This window comes from Shewanella sp. 10N.286.52.E4 (assembly GCF_041468785.1).
Classification (GTDB): Bacteria; Pseudomonadota; Gammaproteobacteria; order Enterobacterales; family Shewanellaceae; genus Shewanella; species Shewanella electrodiphila.
Genome location: NZ_JBFRJJ010000071.1, coordinates 1 through 15713 on the forward strand (window position 1 = coordinate 1; position 15713 = coordinate 15713).

The 15713-nt window shown below is 39.8% G+C and carries 18 protein-coding genes; 12 read left to right on the top strand and 6 right to left on the bottom strand.

Annotated features, from left to right (window positions below; all coding sequences use genetic code 11):
* Positions 1–72: 72 nt before the first annotated feature.
* Together AB4153_RS21180 and AB4153_RS21185 are read right to left on the bottom strand one after the other, a co-directional pair.
* The gene (locus tag AB4153_RS21180; RefSeq protein ID WP_371998589.1) at positions 73–657 is read right to left on the bottom strand and encodes an excalibur calcium-binding domain-containing protein; all 585 of its coding nucleotides are present in this window, start codon (positions 655–657) and stop codon (positions 73–75) included.
* Between the two features lie 362 nt (positions 658–1019).
* A complete protein-coding gene (locus tag AB4153_RS21185; protein WP_371998577.1) occupies positions 1020–1490 on the bottom strand; it encodes a hypothetical protein in 471 nt (156 codons plus the stop codon).
* Between the two features lie 271 nt (positions 1491–1761).
* Here AB4153_RS21185 and AB4153_RS21190 point away from each other — a divergent pair, with 271 nt between their 5' ends.
* The 9 genes from AB4153_RS21190 (at position 1762) to AB4153_RS21230 (ending at position 6943) form a co-directional block, all read left to right on the top strand.
* Positions 1762–2055 carry a hypothetical protein gene (locus AB4153_RS21190; protein WP_371998578.1) on the top strand — a complete coding sequence of 98 codons (294 nt, stop codon included), beginning with the start codon at positions 1762–1764 and terminating at the stop codon, positions 2053–2055.
* Positions 2042–2530, top strand: coding sequence for a hypothetical protein (locus AB4153_RS21195; protein WP_371998579.1), 489 nt, complete (start codon positions 2042–2044; stop codon positions 2528–2530). The genes AB4153_RS21190 and AB4153_RS21195 overlap by 14 nt, the downstream gene beginning before the upstream one ends.
* Positions 2531–2845: 315 nt before the next feature.
* Positions 2846–3535 (top strand): zinc metallopeptidase, encoded by a 690-nt coding sequence (locus AB4153_RS21200; protein WP_371998580.1) that lies wholly within the window; start codon positions 2846–2848, stop codon positions 3533–3535.
* Positions 3536–3948: 413 nt separating this feature from the next.
* Positions 3949–4236: a hypothetical protein gene (locus tag AB4153_RS21205; RefSeq protein WP_371998581.1), complete on the top strand. Its 288-nt coding sequence runs from the start codon at positions 3949–3951 to the stop codon at positions 4234–4236.
* Between the two features lie 66 nt (positions 4237–4302).
* Positions 4303–4707 carry a hypothetical protein gene (locus AB4153_RS21210; protein WP_371998582.1) on the top strand — a complete coding sequence of 135 codons (405 nt, stop codon included), beginning with the start codon at positions 4303–4305 and terminating at the stop codon, positions 4705–4707.
* Positions 4704–5315: a hypothetical protein gene (locus AB4153_RS21215; protein ID WP_371998583.1), complete on the top strand. Its 612-nt coding sequence runs from the start codon at positions 4704–4706 to the stop codon at positions 5313–5315. The genes AB4153_RS21210 and AB4153_RS21215 overlap by 4 nt, the downstream gene beginning before the upstream one ends.
* A 101-nt stretch (positions 5316–5416) precedes the next feature.
* Positions 5417–5707 carry a hypothetical protein gene (locus AB4153_RS21220; RefSeq protein WP_371998584.1) on the top strand — a complete coding sequence of 97 codons (291 nt, stop codon included), beginning with the start codon at positions 5417–5419 and terminating at the stop codon, positions 5705–5707.
* Positions 5708–5719: 12 nt separating this feature from the next.
* Positions 5720–6325 carry a hypothetical protein gene (locus AB4153_RS21225; protein ID WP_371998585.1) on the top strand — a complete coding sequence of 202 codons (606 nt, stop codon included), beginning with the start codon at positions 5720–5722 and terminating at the stop codon, positions 6323–6325.
* 15 nt (positions 6326–6340) lie between these two features.
* A complete protein-coding gene (locus AB4153_RS21230; protein WP_371998590.1) occupies positions 6341–6943 on the top strand; it encodes a DUF1240 domain-containing protein in 603 nt (200 codons plus the stop codon).
* A 295-nt stretch (positions 6944–7238) separates the two neighbouring features.
* Here AB4153_RS21230 and AB4153_RS21235 read toward each other — a convergent pair whose 3' ends face one another.
* Complete coding sequence (locus tag AB4153_RS21235) at positions 7239–7871, bottom strand: hypothetical protein (protein WP_371998586.1); 633 nt, start codon at positions 7869–7871, stop codon at positions 7239–7241.
* Positions 7871–8698: a hypothetical protein gene (locus AB4153_RS21240; RefSeq protein ID WP_371998587.1), complete on the bottom strand. Its 828-nt coding sequence runs from the start codon at positions 8696–8698 to the stop codon at positions 7871–7873. Before AB4153_RS21240 ends, AB4153_RS21235 begins: the two co-directional genes overlap by 1 nt.
* Positions 8699–9208: 510 nt before the next feature.
* On the opposite strand from AB4153_RS21240, the gene AB4153_RS21245 reads away from it, so the two are divergent.
* Complete coding sequence (locus AB4153_RS21245; protein ID WP_371998588.1) at positions 9209–10039, top strand: sulfite exporter TauE/SafE family protein; 831 nt, start codon at positions 9209–9211, stop codon at positions 10037–10039.
* Positions 10040–10142: 103 nt separating this feature from the next.
* On the opposite strand, the gene AB4153_RS21250 is transcribed toward AB4153_RS21245, so the two are convergent.
* Positions 10143–11180, bottom strand: a complete 1038-nt coding sequence (locus AB4153_RS21250; protein ID WP_371998591.1) for a methionine synthase — start codon at positions 11178–11180, stop codon at positions 10143–10145.
* Positions 11181–11343: 163 nt separating this feature from the next.
* The gene (locus AB4153_RS21255; RefSeq protein ID WP_229370704.1) at positions 11344–12321 is read right to left on the bottom strand and encodes a DUF1852 domain-containing protein; all 978 of its coding nucleotides are present in this window, start codon (positions 12319–12321) and stop codon (positions 11344–11346) included.
* Positions 12322–12915: 594 nt separating this feature from the next.
* Between AB4153_RS21255 and AB4153_RS21260 the strand changes: the two genes are divergently transcribed.
* Positions 12916–13896 (top strand): helix-turn-helix domain-containing protein, encoded by a 981-nt coding sequence (locus AB4153_RS21260; RefSeq protein ID WP_102527732.1) that lies wholly within the window; start codon positions 12916–12918, stop codon positions 13894–13896.
* A 403-nt stretch (positions 13897–14299) separates the two neighbouring features.
* On the top strand, positions 14300–15601 hold the full coding sequence (locus AB4153_RS21265) for an anaerobic C4-dicarboxylate transporter (protein ID WP_102527733.1): 1302 nt from the start codon (positions 14300–14302) through the stop codon (positions 15599–15601).
* Positions 15602–15713: the final 112 nt, after the last annotated feature.

Consider the following 15713-nt stretch of genomic DNA (forward strand, 5'->3'; position numbering starts at 1 on the left):
AATTCGTGGGGATCCCTCAGGGTCAGAGTAAACTTTAACTCTAACTCTAACTCTAACTCTAACTCTAACCTCTTAATACCTGCTACACCACAGGCTTTCACATGGTATGCCGTCTCTATCGCCATCCATTTTGGTGCCTGGGCAGTTGTTGTTATAAAAAGTCGCTTCCGCACATGAACTCATATGGCTACAGTGGGTTTTGCCTGCTTCACATCTAAATGTGGGTTGGTTTGTGATTGGGTTGCTGTTTTGTACAGCGGGCTGCCATTCCATTTGCTCAACGTCTTTGTTTGTCAGTACTGGCGTTGCGGTCATTTCTTTATACTTCTGAAATCCAAATATACCGAGGACTAATATGACTAAGAGAGGAATAAGCATGCCGCTTGATGATTTGTTGTTGTCTTGTCGGTGATGAGCACTATTGGATTTGCGGGTAGAGATGATTGCGACACCTTCAATATTGGCTTTTATCGCTTTGACTTTGCCATCGCTTTGAGTCTCAGAAAAGTAGTTGATTTGGTCGCCAACGACTGGTTTTCTTGCCATGTGTTTGAGTATTGATATATGAATGAATATATCTTTACTACCTGTTGAATCAGGTTTGATAAAACCAAAGCCTTTGTCGGCGTTCCAGCGAACAAGTTTGCCTTTTTCCATGTTGTTCAATTTCTATTCCTTAGACAATCTGCTGACTATAACTACAATCTTGGCAATTCAAGGAGTAAGTCTCTTTGCGCTTTTGTACTTTGGTATTTTTGCTGTGGCACATGGGGCAGGCTTGCTTCATGGGCGTATTTTTTAGAATCATTTATCAGCAGCATCCATTCATAACTTGATAAAAATTAAGATAATAATACCTATATTAACAGTTATAAATCGACTAGAAACTTGGCAGTTAAGTTTACGGTTTGTGTATCGATTATGATAGGAATCTGCTTTATTCTGACCCACTAGTTTGAAAAGTTAACTAGTGGGGGTGCGATTTAATTATGTAGAACAATGTGTTAACTATTTATGAATTAAGTCTTCTCAATAAATTGAAGCCACAAGTTCATTCTTTTCTCTTTATCACACTCAGCTTCTTTGAGATAACGTTCAGAATCATCTAAAAAATATTTAACAGAAACCTCATTAATGATCCAATTATTAGTCACTAAACTATAGGAAATATAATAGTCTAACTCTACATCACTATTATTTGAACCACTGACTAAAAGACAGCCTTTTTCACCTTGAATGGATTGTTTTATGTCAGTTATTTTCAACATTTCAGTTGGAAACTCAGCTAGTGAATGTACAAAAGCTGATTGTTTTAAGCTATCCCTCGCTGTGACTAAATCATTCCAAACTTCATCTGTTAGCAATGTTTTTTCCGAGGAGGTTCCAAGAGAAGATTTATACTCGTTAAATGAGTCATTTAACGAAATAGTGTTTGTTTGTAAGCTACATCCAATTAAAAGTGTGCTTAATATCAATAATATTTTTTTCATTGGTATAAACTCTGATCAATCTGCTTATGTCTGTTTTCTAATAACCTTGCAGCTCTGCATAATAGGCCCGAACAGCTAAGTATGAGTTTCTCCATATCAAGTGCACTTGAAAATTCAACTTGTATACTATCAAAGAAATTAAAAGAAGCGACATAACGAATTTTTCCGTTTTGTCCACTACTGAACATGATGGATGCAACTTTAAAATCTAATCCTAAGGAACATTGGTTCTGGTGATGGTTGGAAATACCGTGGCAGAGGGATGATTCAATTGACTGGAAAATCTAATTATTTAGCAATTCAATCTAAACACAACGACTTATGGAATGAATCTGTAAATTTCGTCGCAAATCCTGATTTATTACTAACGGCAAAATATGCATTACGTTCCGCGCTTGTATTTGGGGTGAAAAACAAATTACATTTAATTGCCGATAAAGGTTCTTCGAAGCAACCAACAGATGCGATAACAGCAGTAATTAATAAGAATACTCATAGCTACAATAAGGGGTATGACAACCTCAAAATGATTATAAATAGGCAGGTTTTTAGTGATACTTTCTAAATTTTTTAAAATGTCGATTATTCTGCTTCTTTCACTTTCCGAAGCTCGCGCAAATATGTTTTCTATAGTGTCTTTATCTGAACATCAATATACATTAGAAACCCCTAATCCTGTTACTTATGATGTTATTGTTGAGATGCAAGGAGCGAATGAACTTAGCTTCAGAGGTGAGTTTTTAGTTAGTTGTCTCGATAAAAAATATATTGTCCCAGTGATTCAAAGGTATGTAGATAATGCAGAATCAAATTCAGAACATATCGAATATTTTGTTTTTGAACAAATCAACTCTGATTTTAATGCCTTAAAGTCAATCAGCTCTTTTTATGTTGTTGATAGAGAAAGTGGAGAGGTTTTTTCTGAACACATCTTAAAGGATAAACTATCTAAAAATCCGACGGCACTTTGTGAGTATATAAATACTGAGTCTGAACTTGATTCTCCTATCCAAAAAGTTCAGAAGTCAGATACAGAATAATATTATCAATTAACAATGAATAATTTGATGTATAAAAACTTTCGGTGAAGTGCGAGTTTTTTCACTCAATAAATAATTGAAATCTGACTTTCTTCAACAAGCAACTAAAATGCAAGCAGTTAGTTCAACTCCACGATAAAGAGTATTGTTATAAAAGGATTTTTACTGGACCAAGAATGCTAAATTCATTGCTAATCTAAAGCCTAAAAGCTTCAAGCCGAATAATGAAAGCCCCGATACCTAACGGTATCGGGGCTTTTTAGTGGCTTTAAATGCCGTGAGAGTTATACCAAGGTTTATGGCATACTGGTTTGCATGCTATGGATCATTCTAATTATTGTCATTGCGGGCTGCGTATTCTTGCCCGGCTTGTGGGTCAAACACATCATGAGCAAGTACCAACAGCCCACTGATCGCTACCGTCAGCAAGGTAGCGGTGGTGAATTTGCTCGCCATATTCTAGATCGTTTTGACCTAAATGACGTTAAGGTTGAAGAGACGCCTGACGGTGATCATTATGATCCCGGGGCTAAGACTGTTCGCCTTTCGCCGGATAACTATTCCGGTCATTCCCTGACTGCTGTGACTGTCGCCGCCCACGAGGTTGGGCATGCTCTGCAGGATTCTCGCGGCGAGTCTTTGTTTTTGATGCGACAGAAGCTCGCTAGAACCGCGATGGTCGGTGAACGTATTGCCGGCATGATGATGTTCGCGGCGCCAGTGGTCTTAATGCTCACCCGTATACCGCAGGCTGGCGCCTTGACCATATTAATCGGCGTGCTGTCGATGGGGCTGAGCACTGTTGTGCATCTGGTGACCTTGCCGGTGGAGTTTGACGCCAGTTATGGCAAGGCGCTGCCCATACTCAAAGAGGGCAACTACCTGCACGATGGTGACCTAAAGCATGCGGATAAGATTCTCAAGGCGGCCGCACTGACCTACGTGGCTGGCTCGTTGGCCAGCTTACTCAATCTTGGCCGCTGGATAGCGGTGCTACGTCGCTAATAGCTTTCAAAGAGCAGTGTGGTCGGCTATCTGAAATAAGTCGAGTAAACCAGGTCAGAGTTAACACTTCAACTATTACGAAATTCAATTACACCACTGTCATTCATAAGGGATGCCATCATCATCACCGTCCACCTCTGTGACGGGGCCGTTTTTGATGGAAAAACTATTCTTATTGATAATATACAACAGCGTTCAGCTCAGTAAAATAAGAGGCATTGCATCAATGGAATGATTACATATAAAAGGATTGTATTATGTCAGCTTATGCTCGTCGGGTAATTGCCTAGAGACAAGGTCAGCATCAAATCAAGAGCCTATTATCAGGCAATAATCACACCCTGATTCAGATGAGCTCAGCTGAGTTTGTTGATTATGTCATATCGATAAAAATGAAGCAGGGAATGACTCGAGTGGAAGCAGTAGAATCACTTGATGCACTGTTAGCAAAGCATAACTCGCGCCCAGCTATTTGGGCTAAGCATAAAGATAAGTTAAAGACTGCAGGAGGTCTATATCCTGTTCTTGATGATGTGGCGGCACTGACTGTTTTGGCCACAGAGATGAAACGTCAAGGTAATGTGTTTGGCAAATTTAAAATCAAAGTCTATGGTAATGCCCCCGCTGTATCCATTAATAGTTACCCTGGCCTTCAGGGGCACTTAAGCGGTACCCGCTACCTTGCCAGCAATCCAAAGTGATTTACCATCGGAGTCGGTATATTTAGTGCTAATAAAGCGATTAAGGGTGGCTTTGTAGTAAGTATTGTGTTTTTTGTTGCATTTTATTTTGTAGAGCAGGTACTTAATGATAATGCTACTTGGGATCACTTTGTTGTAGGGGTTGCTGTGGATATGGCTGTGGTTGGCGCAACGGTTGCTGCAATGAAGTTAGGCATTGCTGGGATTAGTATGATTGTGACTGGAACTGCTCTTGCTCCTCTTGCTGTAGTTGTAGCTGTGGGCGTTTTATCAGCATGGTATTTTGCGGATACAAACGAATATCTTACTGTAGTAGCTAAAATTATAATGGATTTCGAGCGTAATTTAGTGAGCCAAATTAACGTTATTCAAAGGGATATCAGCAAGTTTAAGTATGAGCTCCAAGATGATCCAATGGGACAGATTAAGCGATTATTAGGGATACCAAACTTTCAAGTGGTTATTAGATGAACTCTATAATTGGAAAATGGAATCGAGCTGATAAAAGCATTAAAGACTTTACCATTAAAGAGGTTGTAACAATTGTACTGTGCTTTTTGATGGGCATTGCTTTTTCTTACTTATCTTTCTACTTTTTTCTTGAAGAGTTTGGTTTGCTGTTTTTTGATGTAGGTGACTTTATTTATATTAAAGAAAATAGTGGACGGCTTTTTTCTATTCTTTTTGTTTTTGGTTGGGGATATTTTTCTCTGGCTTTTTTTCAGCGGCTAGTGGGGTTTGAACCTAGTTTAGCTATAAAAAGAATGACAAAGAGTTTAATACTTGCAGCAGTGGTTTTTTTTGTAGGTGTTATTCCTGTAAATTTGGCTACCGAATCAAACCTTGAACTTCAGGGCTACAGCTATTGTCATTGGTATACAGGCCCTTCATTTCGCTCCCCTGATGTATGGCTTAAAGATGAGAGTTTATGTTTGAAATCTGGTGCTGTAATACGCAGTGACATTGAAGACTTCTTTGAGCAGCACAATAAGGTAGGGACTGCGCCAACGCTTACCGAGTTAGAAAGCTTTATTACTGAGACTAAACTAGCCCGTGAAGACTATATTCATGGCCGTTGATGGTGGTGTGACTTGATGACACTTATAGAGTGGAAGCGAGCAGAATAAAGTTATCAGCACTACGACCTATAGAAATTGTTCTATGTAACGAGCCTCTGTTTTTGATTGTGTTTATTTGCATTTCACTTTGTGGGGCAGCAGTCTCTGCAACTATTCCTCTAGTCATAGTTGTGGGAGTGGGGGGGATTTTTACAGGGCTTAATCTTATGTTTTCAACTAAACCTTTGGTAGATGCAATTGTTGTAGAGCTTCGTAGGGTTGAACGTGACGGGTTAGAGAGCATTAATAGACTTGAATATCAGATACGTAAGTTGAAAGAAGGCTATCAGTCAGATCCAAATGATTTGTTGAAAAATATATTTGGTATACCGGCATTTAATTTGACTCAGTGAGAGAGTACATAAATGGTGATTAATAATTGGGAAAAATCAGAAGTAAGCTTTGCACAGGCTTCGGGAGAGGAACGTTTTTATACGCTCTTTGGGCTTGTTTTTTTTCTAAGTATATCACTCGCCGTTTTGTATGGATCATACTTTGGATTGGCCAATTTTGTATTGTTTAATGAGTCGGCTATTTATGTTAAAGAGAGTGGCTTTTTAGCTCCGTTCTTTACATTAATACCTATCCCAGCTTTATTGACATTAGCTGCGATTCAAAAATTATTTGGTTATCGTAATGCCAAAACAATCAGGGCAATGGGTAAGAGCAGTTTGTTAGGCCTGCTATTGTTTTTTGCTTTGTATTTTATTTGTACGCTTTATATAGAGTCGACTCTTAAAGCTAAAGGCTACAGCTATTGTGGTTGGTACACAGGCCCTTCATTTCGAGCCTCTGATGTATGGTTGAAAAACGAGACGTTATGTTTGCAGTCTGGTTCATTAATACGCAGTGATATTGAAGAGTTCTTTGAAGATTACAATTTAAAAGGTTCTGAACCAACCCTTACCGAGTTAGAAAGCTTTATTACTGAAACTAAACTAGCCCGTGAAGACTATATTCATGACCGTTAATGGTGTTGTGACTTGATGATACTTATTGAGTGGAAGCGAGCAGAAAAAAAGCTTTCAGAACTGCAACCTAAAGAAGTTGCTCTATGTATAGTGCTTCCGTTTTGGATTGCGTTTATTTGCATGGCAATAGCTAATGTTTTTGATAGCGAAGTTAGGATAATGTCAAATATTGGAGATTCCATTTTTATTAAAGAAAATAGCGGTAGAGTACCGTTAATTTTGCTTTTAATTCCATTTTGTTTCTTTTTGCTCGCTTCGATTCAAAGGTTAACTAACTTTTGCCCTAAATTAGCCACTGAGTACTTTGTAAAAGGTATTGCTATAGTTCTACCAATATTCTTTATTAGTGTGTTTTTATTTAATTATTACATAGAGAATAAACTTACATCCAAAGGTTATAGTTATTGTTCCTGGTACACAGGCCCTTCATTTCGAGCCCCTGATGTATGGTTGAAAAACGAGACGTTATGCTTGCAGTCTGGTTCATTAATACGCAGTGATATTGAAGAGTTCTTTGAAGGTTACAATATAGAAGGTACTGCACCAACACTAGCCGAACTTGAAATGTTTATTGCAGAAGCTAAGCAAGCGCGTGAAGATTATATTGGTGGCCTTTGAAGGTCAGTTGGAATTTTTAATCAGCTTGTCTAAATCGGTGATAATGGCGTTGCTGCACCACCCGTATAGTCAGCTAAACGTCGTGGTAAATCTCTTTGTTCTAATCTGACTAATCCTGCGTTAGATGCTTATGTTGGTCTTTAGTCTGAACGTTAAAGCAAAGCTTATTGAATAGAAACGATAAAGCCCCGATAGCTATAGGTATCGGAGCTTCTTGTTCTTTACTGGGGTATTTAAAAATGAGCTTTCTGTCTTAAAGAACTTCTTTAGTTAGTGCTCACATATATGTTTAATCTTATAAAGGTTGCCGCTTTTTAAGATCTGATAACCCATGTTCTCGGCGATAGAATGGGTTATTTTCTAACATGGTAAGGATTGCAGCATTCAGTTTTTCTTCAGTCGGTTCTTGCTTTTTTTGATCCCAATGGTCGAAATATTCATAGAGTTCAATTCTAATTTTCCAAGCGCGTTCTTGGCAGTATTGTTCCGATTTAACCCATATTGATGGCGTCCCACGTGTTGCTGAACCATAAGCAGTGCAATGTGAGTAACCATTTGCCCTTAATTCAGAACCAATCCAAAAGCTATATGTGATGCTTGAAATTATCATTACTGGTATTGAAATGAACGCTATTTTGATAAATAGCTTCATCACATTATCCCTAAATTTATCCAAAAGGACGAGGATAAACATGTAATCTAGAACTGCGAGAACAGGGATAAAAAAAATTGCACCAAAAGCGAGATCTCTATTACCAATATAAATATGACCATCTCTTATTTTTTCTATATTGCTAAGCTCTTCAAAAAAGACACTGCCGCAAACATAAAACATAAAAGTAAATAGACAGACAAATAATAGTGACAACACTTTTAATTTTTGTTTACTTATTGGCTTTTCAATATAGTTATCTTCTTGTTTATTCATTAGTAGTTAATCCCTCTATACGGAATACCGAATAAATTGTGTAAAAATAACAAAGGGTCACTATGATATTGTCTAGCTGTTCTATCAAGTTTTTGGTTGAAACTAGAAGTATGAGCTTGTAAATCTTTTTCTAATAAAATTAGCGCACTGGCTAATTTTTCAGACCAATATGTATTATCTATAAGCATCGAACTAAAAATACCGATTAAGGTACCGGTAACAAAAATAACTGCTAGACTGCCGACAACGACGGTTGTGAAAGCCGCTGTTGTAGCAACCAATCCCCAAGCGATAACCATGCTTCCAACCGCTATTACAATATCAACGGCCATACCACCAACAAAATCATGCCAAGTTTTTTCATCGCTCATCAATTGATCGAATGCATGGAATGCTGCTGAAATGAGAATTGTAACTACACCACCAGCCTTAATCGTGCTCAATGCTCCAGCTTTCCCTATCCCCATTGAGATGACTTTGGGGTTGTTAGCTAAATACCGAGTGCCAGTAAGATCTCTTCTAAGGCCTGCATAGCCTTGGAATATGATAAAAGATTTTCCAGAATAAGTTGCGAGCTTATATTTATTGAAAACATTGCCACTTCGCTGCATTTCAATCGCAAGAGCAGCAAGTGCTATGCCATCATCAAATACAGGTATATAACCGCTTAATGTTTTAATATTATCACGGTATTTGTCCCAATATTGCTCACCTGCGGGAGATGCATTTGAAAGTATTGCGCCTACTGCATTTACAGCTTGCTCTTTACTCATGCCCTGTTTTTGTTTGTGACTAATAGTAAGTTCAATAAATTCGGCAGAATTCATTTGTACCAAGGTGTGCTCGTTACCTGACAATATTTTGGTGAGTTGTTTTTTTCTTTGTTAATCGTGGGTGGCTCTACTGGCATATGCTGACATGGAATATCCTTATATTTCGTGTCTAAATCCTTTTTTATAATGCTAATTGTACCTCAGCATTTGGCTTATGTAATCTAGCCTAAATAGCTATCTAAAAACCTAAATGCATTCTTAATGATGTAATCTAGAAATGAATACCAATATGAAAAGTAAACTTTCACAATATCTGTATCGCTTCTTTTTATCTTTTTATCTTATTATTTTATTCAAAAATTAAAGCCCCTATATCAAGTCCTGCTGGTCTTTTAATGACAGAATTAATTTTTAATACCTACTACGCAACCTTAGCGAACACCTCTACTCAATCCCATATTGAATTCCACTCATGATGTGTTGAAATTTATTCAATTCATCAACTAAGTCTGTTTATTTACAATTAGTTGAATTGTCACAATAAACAAATTGAAGTCGACGAGCATGAATATTATTGAATTTATAACAGCAAACCTGTCTACCATTATTGCTTTGGCTGCCACTGGTGTCGTAGCGGGCATTTTAGCGGGCTTGTTGGGTGTAGGAGGCGGCATCGTTATTGTGCCTGTACTGTATTTTTTGTTTCAAGGTTTTGGGGTGTCAGCTGAATCAGCTATGTTGGTTGCGACTGCTACCTCGCTGGCAACCATAGTGCCAACCTCGGTGAGTTCGATTCGTTCTCATAATCAAAAAGGCAATGTCGATTTTGAACTGCTGAAGCGTTGGGGAGGATTTATGCTGCTCGGCGTTTTACTGGGGAGTTGGCTTGTGACGCGTGTTGATGGCGCTATCTTGACGGCGATGTTTGCCATCATTGCAACTTTATCAGCATTAAACATGTTATTGAGAACGGGGAAGTCTGCGCTTTTTCAACAATTACCCGGCAAAGCGGGCCAAACGATGATGGGCACTTCAATTGGCTTTTTTAGCTCGATGGTGGGTATTGGCGGCGGTACTATTTCTGTGCCATTACTGGCGTTATTTAATTATCCTGCGCATAAGGCTGTTGGCACGGCTGCGGCGATTGGGCTCATTATTTCATTGCCTGCAGCACTGACTATGCTGATATTGGCGAGCACTCCAAGCGATGCGCCAGTTGGGACATTGGGTCTAGTTAACCTATTTGGCTTTATATGTATTGTCCCTTTGACGGTGTTATTTGCGCCGGTTGGTGCATCGCTCGGGGCAAAACTGGATGCTGCTAAATTGAAGAAGATCTTTGCTTTGGTATTACTCTTTACGGGGTTGCGTATGTTGATACAACCTTTTTTATAACTTGTTTATTTAGCTGTCTGTTTAGCTTCTCACTTTAGGAGGATTGGGTAAGTGCTCAGGTTAAGCACTTACCATTAGCCTTTCTAACACGGGGTTTACGCTTTTATCGTTCGCTCATTGATAGTTCCTTTCGAACGATGTCAGCACCTGCTGTTAATGCCTGTAACTTTCCTCTTGCTACATCACGAGATAACGGCGCCATGCCGCAGTTAGTGCATGGGTACAGCTTGTCAGCATCGACGTATTTAAGCGCTTCACGTAAGGTGTTGGCGACTTCTTCAGGGGTTTCAATGCTGTTGCTAGCGACATCAATAGCGCCGACCATGACTTTTTTACCGCGAATAAGCTCAAGCAGTTCGATGGGCACATGGGAGTTGTGACATTCCAGCGATATAATATCGATATTAGATTGTTGTAGCTTAGGGAAAGCTTGCTCATATTGGCGCCACTCAGTACCTAAGGTCTTTTTCCAATCGGTGTTGGCTTTAATACCGTAGCCATAGCAAATATGCACCGCTGTTTCACACTTAAGCCCTTCAATGGCTCGCTCTAAACAAGCAATACCCCATTCATTCACTTCGTCAAAAAATACATTAAATGCAGGCTCATCAAATTGAATAATATCAACGCCTGCGGCCTCTAACTCTTTGGCTTCTTGGTTAAGAATTTTGGCAAACTCCCAAGCCAGTTTTTCACGGCTTTGATAATGGGCATCATAAAGAGTGTCAATCATGGTCATAGGGCCAGGTAGCGCCCATTTGATCGGTTGATTGGTTTGTTTACGCAGTATTTTGGCGTCTTTAACAAACACTGACTTTGGCCGAGAAACCGCCCCGACTACCGTGGGTACGCTGGCGTCATAACGGTCACGAATTTTAATGGTTTTACGCTGTTCAAAATCCACCCCCGTTAAGTGCTCAATAAAGGTGGTCACAAAGTGTTGGCGGGTTTGTTCACCATCGCTGACGATATCAATGCCAGCTTGTTGTTGCTCATGTAGTGATAAACGCAGCGCATCGTGCTTACCGTCAATCAACTCTTGACCCTGTAACTTCCAAGGTGACCATAGCGCTTCAGGCTCTGCCAGCCATGAAGGTTTAGGTAAACTGCCAGCCGTTGATGTTGGCAGTAATGGTTTCACTGTATTCGTCGTCATAAGAGCTGCTGTCCGTTTGGCTAAAATTGTTTTGATTGCGCTTTTTTATTCATGTATTTGTTATTAGCACTTGTTATTTGTGCGGGTTATTCATGTACTTGTTATTTATGCACTTGATTATTCATGTGTTTGTTAATAGCGCTGCTGATTAAAGTGAGTAGCTCGCAGACCATTGTTCTAATATGGCTTGATACGGTTTGATGAAGTACTCCTCAGCAAACTTCCCCTGTTTAATGGCTAATTTACTGCGCTCATCTCGGTCATAAACAATCTGAGTGATAGAGTGATCCTGATTGCTCAAGTTAGGTTGATAACAGTTACCTGCCACGGCATTGGCGTTATAAATTTCAGGGCGGTATATCTTTTGAAATGTCTCCATGGTGCTGATAGTGCTGATTAACTCAAGATTGCTGTAATCATTGAGTAAATCCCCAAAGAAGTAGAATGCTAGAGGCGCCACACTTTTAGGCGGCATAAAATAGCGCACTTGTAGACCCATTTTTTTGAAATATTGCTCAGTTAACGACGACTCATTTGGTTGGTACTCATAGCCCAATAATGGATGTTGATTACCCGTGCGCTGATAGGTTTTGTTGTCTGACACACTCAGGCATATTACGGGTGTTTTTTTAAAGTGCTGTTTATAGGTATCTGAATTAACAAAATACTTGAACAGCTTGCCGTGTAAGTCGCCGAAGGTATCAGGAATGCTAAATTGGCTCTGGCCTTTATTATGCTCAGACAGCAATACGCTAAAGTCATAATCACGGACATAAGATGAGAAGTTATTGCCGACTATGCCTTCAATACGCTCGTTGGTTTGATGATCAATAATATGGGTTTTTAATACTTCAATGGAGGGAAACGTCTGGCCACTGTTTTCAATTTCCATATCAACAGAGACAATTTCAAGTTCAACTGAATAACGGTCAGCTTTTGGGTTGTCCCAGTAAGCTAACGCATTAAAACTATTATCAATCATTTTTAACGCATTACGTAAGTTCTGTTGGCGGCTCTCACCTCTGGCCAAATTAGCAAAGTTAGTGGTAATACGGGTACTGTCTGATGGCTGGTAGTTCTCATCGAGACAGATGTTTTTAATCGTAAAAGTAAATTCGTTATTCATGATGTTCTGGTATCCCATCTTGTGTAATCAAAGCTGAATATTGGCTAATTTTTTTAGTATTTTGCTGCTTTGTGATAACTGCCAGTCAGCAGTTGCAAGTTTTTCTAAGCTGTGTTTGATTTATACGTGTTTCATTACTTGATGAAAATTGATTAAATTTCCGCTGCAACATGAGCGCTATTCATGTTGAGTTTTGGGTGAAGAAAATGGCTGAGATAGCGCGGTATTAAAACGCTAATAATGGGAGCTGTCAGGGTAGGCGTAACTTGTTTTAATTAGTGGCCACGATGTTGGTTAACCATGCCTGAAATGATGCTTGCTGATTTGTCACCTGAAGGGATAAAGCGACAAGATTTGAGCGCCTCGATACCATAAGATATCGGTGCTTTTTAATATCGATAGGGTGGAAGAGTGTTTTACACCGTGTTTCAGATTTTGTGCTTATTTAGCGATTAGATACAAAAAATGGCTGAAATATGGCTTAATAATCAATAACGCAACTGCTGGTTGACAGATTAACAAGCTGGCTTGCTAGTGAGCAACTGCCTGATTTCTTATGCTTGCTGCTCAATTATTGATTAAAAGGACTCACTAATGATACTTGCAGATAAGATTATTAGATTAAGGAAGAAACTGGGCTGGTCGCAGGAAGAGTTGGCTGAGAAAATGAATGTTTCTCGTCAGTCTGTTTCTAAATGGGAAGGGGCAAATAGCATTCCTGATTTAAATAAAATCATTATGCTTTCACAGATTTTTGATGTGTCTACAGACTTCTTACTAAAGGATGAGAACGAGGAATTTGAAGTTGCTACGGAAGCCAAAGAACCAGGCATTAACCATATTACCCTAGAGCAAGCGACTGAGTATGTTGAGCATAAAATCGCAATGACGAATCTTGTTTCTAAAGGCGTGGTTTTGTGTGTGTGTTCTGCAATGCCGTTATTTTTCTTTATGGCGATGGCGGAAACGAATCGATTAAACATGACGGGTGATATCGCAGCGGCATTGGGTATTGTGAGTGTGTTGATTTTGGTGTCAGTTGGAGTGAGCTTTTTTATCAAGACAAACCAATATCAAGATGAAATAGCGGCGATAGAAGATGAACCATTTGAACTCGCTTATGGTGTTCACAGCGTGTTTCATGAAAAGCGTAAACAGTTTAGACCGGCTTATAATTTGCGTTTATCTGTAGGTATCTTCTGTTTTATTGTTAGCTTTGTTCCGCTGCTGTGCGTGAGTATTTTTTCTTTTGAGCAAGACATCGTTTTATTAATGATAGATGTACTGCTTTTTATCATTGCAGTTGGCCTATTCATTATTTTACCGGTTTCAGCAAAATATGATGCCTATAGCAATGTATTGAAAGAAGCCGTTAAAGAGACAGAGACAACTAGACGTACTAAACGAGCCGAGAAATTGGCTGGATTTTATTGGCCCTTGCTGATTGCTATCTATCTTGGCTGGAGCTTTTGGACAATGGCTTGGGGTATCACTTGGATTATTTGGCCTGTTGGCGCCGTACTGTTTGCCGCACTCGTTGGCTTGATGGAATTACTTCACAAAGACACGCCTTAATTAATACGAGGGAAATAAGGGTACGAAGTTAATGCGCCGAAAGAAACCCAGAGTAAATCGCCAAGGGTAAACCTCTTCTGCGCACAATACATTTTATTCTGCATTAACAGCCGATAACGTAGTAAAAATGGACAGCAAACGCTGCCCGTAGGGGGCGGTTAAATCGGATTCTGCATTGTTGAGCGTTTTTTGCGAACACAGAGGGCTTAAATTGCTAGGCGGCAATTCACTCGCCGCGCTTAATCGGTTTTATCTCGAACAAAACTCAACCCGTAATGAACAACACGCCCTAGTTAACACTTATTGATAATTGTTCTGCTAATTAAGGTTTTATTGATTTAATCATCTATAAGATCTATTAGCTTTGCAGTAGAGTGCGCGCAATTATGGCTTGGGAGGATTTATGGTAACAATTGAGTTAGTGGTGGTATTAGCTGCCATCTTTATCGGCGCACGGATTGGCGGCATTGGTATTGGCTTTGCTGGTGGTTTAGGTGTGTTGGTGTTAACTCTTGGGTTAGGTATGACCCCAGGTACCATTCCTATTGATGTGATTTTGATTATCATGTCGGTCATCGCAGCGATTGCGGCGATGCAAGTTGCGGGTGGATTGCAATATTTGGTCAATATTGCAGAACGGATCTTACGCCGAAACCCTAAGCAGGTAACTTTTTTAGCCCCAGTTGTGACTTACACAATGACATTGTTTGCAGGTACGGGGCACACGGCATTTTCCACTTTGCCCGTTATTGCTGAAGTCGCTAAAGAGCAGGGCATTCGTCCCTCAAGGCCATTAAGTATTGCCGTTGTTGCCTCTCAAATTGCGATTACAGCGTCACCGATTTCAGCTGCAGTTGTGCTTATGAGTGGCATGCTTGAAAGTAAAGGCGTGGGCTATATCAGCTTATTGATGATTTGTATTCCATCAACTTTTCTTGCTTGTATGGTCGGCGCTTTTGTTGCCCAATTTATGGGTAAAGAGTTAAAAGATGACCCGGTTTATCAAGAACGTGTTGCGCAAGGTTTAGTGAGCAAACGCGAAACAAATAGCATTGAGTTACCTGCGAGCGCTAAGCGTTCAGTGATGGTTTTTCTGGTAGCTATTGTGGCGGTGGTGTTTTATGCCACGGCGATTAGCGATGCTGTTGCACTTATTGAGAATCCGACATTACCGCGAAATGAAGCCATTATGGTATTTATGTTAACCGCCGCCACCGCTATTACCCTGTTTTGTAAAGTGGATACGGCAGAGGTGCTTAATGCTGCGACGTTTAAGTCGGGTATGAGCGCGTGTATTTGTGTATTAGGTGTAGCGTGGCTTGGTGATACTTTTGTTTCTGGGCATTTAGAAGAGATTAAAGCGCTATCGGGTGGTTTGTTAGAAGAGCACTCGTGGATGCTGGCTATTATTTTGTTTTTAGCGAGCATGTTGCTGTACTCGCAAGCAGCAACAACTGCGGCATTAATGCCATCAGCATTTATGCTAGGGGTTAGCCCAGAGGCGGCCATTGCTTCGTTTGCAGCAGTGAGTGCGTTATTCGTGCTGCCAACGTATCCAACCTTGTTGGCTGCAGTTGAAATGGATGACACTGGCTCTACCCGCATTGGTCAATGGGTATTTAATCATCCTTTTGTGATACCCGGTGTAGTGTCTATTGTGAGCTCAGTGATTATCGGCTTTGTACTTGCTGAGATGATTTTATAGGCATAAATATGATTAGTTTTACTATCTAGTCATACAAGCTGTAGCTGAAATATTTTGGGGTAGCTTATTGCTACCCCAATTATTTGCAGGGCTATTTATCTAGTTATTTATC